Genomic DNA, 8,250 nt, shown 5'->3' on the forward strand with positions numbered 1-8,250 from the left:
CTATTTAAAATGAATTCATAAAAATTACCTAACTTGATAATAAAACTATTTCAATATAAAACATACCTATTACTCATCCTAGTATGTTTTTGCTATACTAGTTCTTTTTCGCAGGTAAATGAGCCTAAAAAAGATAGTACCGAAATGTATTCTAAGCTTAAATCATATACCAAGAAACATAAGTTCACTAATTTCTTTCACCGGTTTGTTTTTAGAACTACACGTCCAAAAAAAAATCAGGAAATAATTCAAAAAGTAGATACTACCAATTATGATGGAAAAATTATACGCAAAATTACCATTGTAACCCTAGATCCTTTTGGATATTCTGAGAGTGACTCAACAGTTACACCTAGAAATTGGGGAGAAAGAACCGGAAATAGGCTTCATCTAAAAACAAAACAATTCGCAATACGTAATTTATTATTATTCAAAAAAAATACGCCTTACGATGCCTACAAAGTACAGGAATCGGAGCGTATCATCCGATCTCAAAAATATATTAATACTGTAAGTATTTCAGAGCAATTAACCAGCGTACAATCTGATTCGGTAGATGTTACGATTCGAGTTCTGGATTCCTGGAGTTACATCCCTAAGTTCTCTATTTCTAGTAATCAGGTAGGTGTGGGAATAAAAGATAAAAACTTCTTCGGGACCGGTCAGCAATTAGAATATAAGTTTACAAACCGTTTTAGTGATGGAAAAAATGCCAATGATTTTACCTATACCGTTCCTAATATTAAAAATACCTTTATTAATGTAACGGCCAAGTATAATAACGATTTAGATAACAATTATAATAAAAGTATTGCCATAGAGCGCCCTTTTTACTCCCCTTTAACAAGATGGGCAGGCGGATTGTATATTGGTCAGCAATTTAGAAGAGACTCCTTACAAGGTCCTGATCTTAAGTACAGCTTTCAGAATTTCAAATACAATACGCAAGATGGATGGTTAGGAAAAGCATTTCCTATTTTTAAAGAAAAAGAAAGAAAAACCAACTTAATTATCTCAGGGCGTATCTTAAATGTAGACTATATAGAATCTCCCGAGCCACAATACGACCCTATTAGTTTTTATTCGGACGAAAAATTATTGCTTACTGGAATCGGAATCAACACCCGAGAGTTTGTTAAAGACAATTATATATTTAGAAATGGGGCTACCGAAGATGTCGCCACAGGAAGAATCTTTGGGATAACAGCCGGATATCAATATAAAAATACATTTTGGCGTCCTTATATAGGCGCTCAGGCATCATTTGGAAATTATCATAAATGGGGATTCTTTAGTGCCGATTTTGAATTTGGGACTTTCTTTCATCAATCTAAAACATACCAAAGTGCATTTGCTTTTGAAGCCAATTATTTTACAAACCTAGTAAAAATAGGGAACTGGAAACTAAGACAGTTTGTAAAACCTGCATTAGTTATTGGTGCTAATCGAGAAAATACTGTCGGTGACCAACTTAATATTAATGGAAATAATGGTCTGCAAGGTTTTAACAGTCCAATATATGGCACTAGCAAAATGGTATTGTCATTACAAACCCAAACCTATGCGCCACATGCAGTAGTAGGTTTTCGTGTGAATCCCTTTTTTAATTATACCGCTGCAGTATTAGGAAGTACTGGCGATGCAATGATGAGAAATAAAGTATATTCTAAAATAACTCTGGGATTACTAATAAGTAATGACTATTTAGTTTTTAGTTCCTTTCAGTTATCTATTTCTTACTACCCAACAATTCCTTTTGAAGGCGATAATGTTTTTAAAACAAACACATTTGAAACCACCGATTTTGGATTACAAAATTTTGAATTAGCTAAACCAAGATTAGTCGAGTATAGATAGGCACAGAACATTCCCTCATTTTATTTTATTTTTCAGAAAAAAACTAAAAATAAAAACCAACCTAACACTTTATATATCAGCGCTTTTATTTTTAAATAAATAAATATTGTCTTTTTTTATCATTTTAAAAACTTTTTGTGGCACAACTTTTGGATTTCACAAATCAGATATCGAAATAGTCAAACATTTCAATATTGAAATTAAGAATCCAAAACCCCAGAAAAAATGAAAACACTAAAAATTATTACTTTCGGAATATTTCTATTTATTTCAAGTACCATGCATTCTCAAGTTTCGATAAACGTAAACATAGGCTCACCGCCACAATGGGGACCAGTTGGATATGCTGAAACAGAATATTATTATTTACCAGACGTTGAGGCTTATTATGACGTTCGTGCCACACAGTTTATTTATTTTGGTGGAGGAAGATGGATTAGATCAACCAGTTTGCCAAGACAATATAGAAATTATGATTTGTACGGAGGATACAAAGTAGTTTTAAATGATTATCACGGTAGAACTCCGTATGCTTATTTTGACAGACATAGAGTTCAATATTGCAAAGGGTATCGTGGTAAACCACAAAGAACATACGGTTATTATAAAAAAGATCGTAATGATTACTACAAAAAAGACAAACACAATCGTCATGACAGACATGACCGTGATGACGACCATGATGATGATGATGACCACGGTAGAGGACATGGTCGTGGACACGGAAGACACTAAACAATATTTCGCAATTAAAAGAGAGTGCCAAGATATGGCGCTCTCTTTTTTTTAACAAATACTTTAACATCTTTACATGTCATTAACAATTACCAGTTTCTATTATTACTATTTTTGAAAACAATCTTAAAAAATTAAATAATTCTCAGATGCACCGACTCCTTCTAAAGATTATCCTTTTAGTTCTTATTAGCTTACAAGCTGCTTTTGCCCAAAAACCACAAAAACCAAATTCGGTTGAAATTTACAATCAGATAAAAAAAGTAAATTTCTTGGGCTCGGTACTTTATATAGCTGCACATCCAGATGATGAAAACACAAGATTAATTTCTTATTTATCTAATGAAGTAAATGCAAGAACTGGCTACTTATCTTTAACCCGAGGCGATGGTGGTCAAAATTTAATAGGACCACAATTAAGAGAATTATTAGGAGTAATTAGAACGCAAGAACTTATCGAAGCCAGAAAAGTTGATGGTAGCGAACAGTTTTTCTCACGTGCCAATGATTTTGGTTACTCAAAAACACCAGATGAAACATTAACTCTTTGGGATAAACAAAAAGTACTTGCCGATATCATATGGACAGTTCGTAAGTTTCAACCCGATGTAATCATTAATCGTTTTGATCATCGCACACCCGGTACAACACATGGTCATCATACCTCATCGGCAATGTTAAGCGTTGAGAGCTTTGATCTGGCCAATAATCCTAGCATATATCCCGAACAATTAAAATATGTAACGCCATGGCAACCTAAGCGCCAATTCTTTAATACTTCTTGGTGGTTTTACGGCAGTCAGGAAAAATTTGAAGCAGCCAATAAATCTAAATTTACAACATTAGAAACTGGGGTTTATTATCCCGGAATAGGAAAATCTAATCAGGAAATTGCAGCCTTGAGCCGCAGTCGTCATCAATCACAAGGTTTTGGTGCAACTGGAAGCCGTGGTCAGGATACCGAATATCTGGAACTTATTAACGGAGATACACCAAAAGACCCATCTAATATTTTTGACGGAATCGATACTACTTGGAACCGTATTAAAGGAGGAAAACCTATTGGAGAACTAATCAATACAATCCTGACACAATACAATTTTAATAATCCATCGGCAAGCATACCCGATTTGGTAAAAGCCTACACAATGATTCAGTCATTAAATGAAAATCATTGGAAAGCATTAAAATCTGAAGAAATCAAAAAAATAATAGCAGCCTGTTCTGGTTTATACCTTGAAGCAGTTGCACAACAGCAAGAAACAACACAAGGAAGCACTGTAAGCCTAAAACTAGAAGCTATTAATCGTACTTCGGTTCCTATGCAATTAGTAAGCATAACAACATTGCCTGACCAAAAAACAACACCTCAAAACATTGATTTAACTAATAATAAAGATCAAAAAATCAATTTAAAAACTCAATTACCAACTACAATTCCTTACACACAACCGTATTGGTTAGCCGAAAAAGCAACTATAGGAATGTACACCGTTTCTAATCAGGAAAACATAGGCGTTCCAGATATTATTCGTGATGTAAAAGTTATTTTTAATATTAAAATAAACAATGTTGAAATTCCGTTTGAGCGTACCGTAGTTTATAAATATAATGACGATGTAAAAGGCGAAATGTATGATTTCTTGGATATCGTTCCCGAAGTTACAACCACAATTCTAGAAAAAGTATTACTATTTAAAGATACTCAGACCAAAACAGTTGCTGTAAAAATAAAAGCAGGAAAAGATGGTGTAAGCGGTAATTTACAATTAGAATTACCAAAAAGCTGGATAATTTCTCCGAAACAAATTCCGTTTATCCTAGCCAAAAAAGGAATAGAACAAATTGTTTATTTTGAGGTAACACCGCCAGTAAACCCAGAAAACGCAACAGTAAAAAGCGTAGCAATTGTAGGCAATAAACGTTACGATAAAGACCAAACCATCATCGACTACAGTCATATCACCAAACAGCAGGTTTTATCCCCAGCAGAAGCCAAATGCATCCGATTTGACCTAAAAACAACAGGAGATTCAATTGCCTATATCATGGGCGCAGGCGATGAAGTTCCTAATAGTCTGGCACAAATGGGGTATAAAGTAACCATCTTAAAACCCGAAGAAATTACACCAACAAGACTAGATAATTTTGATGTCGTAATAACAGGAATCCGTGCTTACAACACCATTCAGGCACTTGCTAATAAACAAGTTGTATTATTTGACTTTGTCAAAAACGGAAAAACAATGATAGTACAATACAATACAGCAGGCGATCTTGTAACCGATACTATTGCGCCATATCCTCTAAAAATTTCCTCAGATAGAGTAACCGAAGAAAATGCCGAAGTTACATTTCTGGCACCAAATCATCCTGTTTTAAGTACACCTAATAAAATTACTTCCAAAGATTTTGAAGGCTGGAAACAAGAACAAGGATTGTATTATCCAAGTGAATACGACAAAGCCTTCACTCCTATCCTATCCTCCCATGACAAAGGAGAATCGGCTAAAAAGGGCGCATTATTAGTCGCCCCATACGGAAAAGGATATTATATTTACACCGGTTTAAGCTTCTTTAGAGAATTACCCGAAGGAGTTCCCGGAGCCTATCGATTATTATCAAATATAATCTCATTAAAACAACCAGTACAAATCCCAAATAAAGAAATTAAGAATTAAAAGCTTTAATATGGCAACGAAAAAAATAAAAACATGGAAAAAAAGCTACACCTATGTGCTTGTAGCCAACGCCATCTATATTCTGATTTTTTATTTAATAATGCACTTATACTCATAACATATGCAACTATTTGATTGGATTGTACTCATAGTTACACTTTTATTTATTGTTGGTTACGGCTCTTGGAAAACCAAAGGAAGCAAAAATGTCGAAGATTTTATTCTAGGCAATAACGAAACTCCTTGGTACACCGTAGGACTTTCGGTAATGGCAACACAAGCAAGCGCCATTACCTTTTTATCAACTCCGGGACAAGCATATCATGACGGAATGGGTTTTGTGCAATTCTATTTTGGATTACCAATTGCTATGATAGTCATTTGCGTAACCTTTATCCCTTTATATCACAAATTCAAAGTATTTACAGCCTATGAATTCTTAGAGAAACGATTCGACTTAAAAACCCGATCACTTGCAGCAATACTATTCTTAGTTCAGCGAGGTTTAGGAACAGGACTTACCATATATGCACCAGCAATTATCCTATCAGCACTTTTAGGCTGGAATCTAACTTTAATGAATGTCATGATCGGATTACTGGTAATTATCTACACCTTCTCAGGCGGTACAAAAGCAGTAAACGTAACTCAAAAACAGCAAATGTTTGTCATCATGTCGGGGATGTTCATTACCTTCTTCCTGATATTACATTACCTGCCAAACGATATGACATTTACCAATGCCATGCATATTGCTGGAGCAAATGATAAGATGAATATCGTAGATTTCTCTTTTAACCCAGAAGAAAAATATACTTTTTGGAGCGGAATCACAGGAGGTTTTTTCCTTGCCCTTGCCTATTTCGGAACCGACCAATCGCAAGTAGGACGGTACTTATCGGGTAAATCAGTAAAAGAAAGCCAGATGGGATTAATCATGAACGGACTTTTAAAAGTTCCTATGCAATTCTTTATTCTTTTAACCGGAATAATGGTATTTGTATTTTTTCAGTTCAATCCAGTTCCTTTAAATTTTAATCCAAATAACAAAGTCATAATCGAGAAATCGGCGTATAAAGACGAATATCATGCGCTCGAGAAAAAACTCAACGTACTTTCTGAAGATAAAAAAGTAATCAATTTATTATACATCGATCAGTTAAATCAGGATTACGACAATCCGATTCTACGCAAAGAACTGGTAACATTATCTAATAAAGAAAGAGATTTGCGTGAGCGAGCCAAAGAAATCATTATAAAAGCCGACAGTAATAGTGAAACCAACGACAAAGATTATGTATTCTTCCACTTTATCCTGCACTATTTACCAAAAGGATTAATCGGGTTGTTATTGGCAGTAATCCTTTCGGCAGCCATGTCATCTACCGCTTCTGGACTAAATGCATTGGCATCGACCACAGCAATCGACATTTACAAACGTAACCTTAAAACCGAAAAATCAGATAAGCACTATCTATACGCAACCAAGTTTTTTACTCTATTCTGGGGGATTATCGCTATCCTTTTTGCTTGTGTAGGAACCTTATTTGAGAATTTAATACAATTAGTAAATATCATCGGATCCATATTTTACGGAACCGTTTTAGGAATATTCCTGGTTGGTTTTTATATCAAACACGTACAGTCTAAGGCCGTTTTTTATAGCGCACTTATTAGCCAGATCACCATATTTATCATCTTTTATTACTCAATCTGGATTTATCCAAGCGGGCAAGAAAAATTAGGTTATTTATGGCTCAACTTTATCGGAGCAATATTAACCATATTCCTTTCCTTACTAATGCAACTTACAATCTTTAGAAAACAAAAAGCCATAGTAGCTTAACATAAATCACATTTAGTATAAAAATGCTGTAAGACTTAGTTTTACAGCATTTTTTTTTTGGAGCTATTTCCTGCTGTACACTATATCTTTTATGGCAAACCCTGCCATAAAAGGATGCCGTTCCCATCAGGGCTAAAACCTAAAAATCATACTTCTATTTTTCGCTTTAAGAAAATACCTTATTATATCATTCTTATAATTTATTTGGGTTACAGCCAAACAGCCTTAAACATATTTTTACCTCAACCTTACAGTCAATCAACTGTACCTAAAGTAATTATTATGCAAATAGAAAAAAAGGTAACCGAATTACTGACGCAAAAATACACTTCAGAAATAGCTGTTTTTGCTAGTAATCGAGATATTAGACGCAAATGCATTCTCGATACCGATAATGGTACTTTATTTACAGTATCAGATAATGCTATATACAGTTATAGAGATAAAGACCAAAACTATTGGGTAACAGTTCCCAAATCTTTCATTATCAATCAAACCGTTCACTATCCAGTGGTTGGAGATGAGTTTACGCTTAAAAATGGCGTTAAATATTATTTTACTACCAAAGAAGCAGTTATAGCAATTGCAACAACCTATTTTGAAAAGTTTACAGACAACAATTACGGAATAAAAAAGAAATTCAGTTATCTTATTTTCCTGGACGAAAGTTGCACAAGTAAATACTATGCCGAATTCAAGCGTTTTAAATCAAAAACACACGAGAAAATAGAAGCCTATTTGTCATATAATTAAATAATTATTTTGATTACTCTATGAACTCTCCTAACTTCGTAGCAAACACGATACATTAATAAGTCATAACCATTAAGTAACTCGAAAAATAATTAATCGATGGAAAAAAAGACAACATCAGAAAGAAAATTGCTCTTTATTTCCGCAATTGTAGGTATTATATTTTCGTTTCCATTAACGGGGTTTATTTATGGTTTTTCTGTTTGCAAAGATTGTGGCGAAGGAATAAGTGAGATATTTGGTAGAATATTCATTGGTCTTGTAGAAGCAATTCTTACTACAATTACATTAGGCGCGCCATGGGATAATGTAGGAGGAACAACTAGTACCAATCTTAGATTTTATGTGTTTTTAACCGCTTTAATTATCACCTTATTA

General features: G+C 34.0%; 6 protein-coding genes. All 6 read left to right on the plus strand.

All coding sequences use genetic code 11. The features are described 5' to 3' along the window. Window positions 1–33: 33 nt before the first annotated feature. Window positions 34–1,857 (plus strand): POTRA domain-containing protein, encoded by a 1,824-nt coding sequence (locus B8T70_RS07885; RefSeq protein WP_369827387.1) that lies wholly within the window; start codon window positions 34–36, stop codon window positions 1,855–1,857. A gap of 225 nt (window positions 1,858–2,082) precedes the next feature. Next, a complete protein-coding gene (locus B8T70_RS07890) occupies window positions 2,083–2,592 on the plus strand; it encodes a hypothetical protein (protein WP_039118668.1) in 510 nt (169 codons plus the stop codon). A gap of 149 nt (window positions 2,593–2,741) precedes the next feature. Further along, the gene (locus B8T70_RS07895; RefSeq protein ID WP_086894526.1) at window positions 2,742–5,273 is read left to right on the plus strand and encodes a PIG-L family deacetylase; all 2,532 of its coding nucleotides are present in this window, start codon (window positions 2,742–2,744) and stop codon (window positions 5,271–5,273) included. 121 nt (window positions 5,274–5,394) lie between these two features. Beyond that, a complete protein-coding gene (locus B8T70_RS07900; protein ID WP_039114270.1) occupies window positions 5,395–7,119 on the plus strand; it encodes a sodium:solute symporter in 1,725 nt (574 codons plus the stop codon). A 114-nt stretch (window positions 7,120–7,233) separates the two neighbouring features. Further along, window positions 7,234–7,872, plus strand: a complete 639-nt coding sequence (locus B8T70_RS07905) for a hypothetical protein (protein ID WP_086894527.1) — start codon at window positions 7,234–7,236, stop codon at window positions 7,870–7,872. A gap of 99 nt (window positions 7,873–7,971) precedes the next feature. Next, a partial coding sequence (locus B8T70_RS07910; RefSeq protein ID WP_133059414.1) for a hypothetical protein occupies window positions 7,972–8,250 on the plus strand: 279 nt, incomplete at its 3' end.

The organism is Flavobacterium sp. AJR, from assembly GCF_002156885.1.
GTDB lineage: Bacteria > Bacteroidota > Bacteroidia > Flavobacteriales > Flavobacteriaceae > Flavobacterium.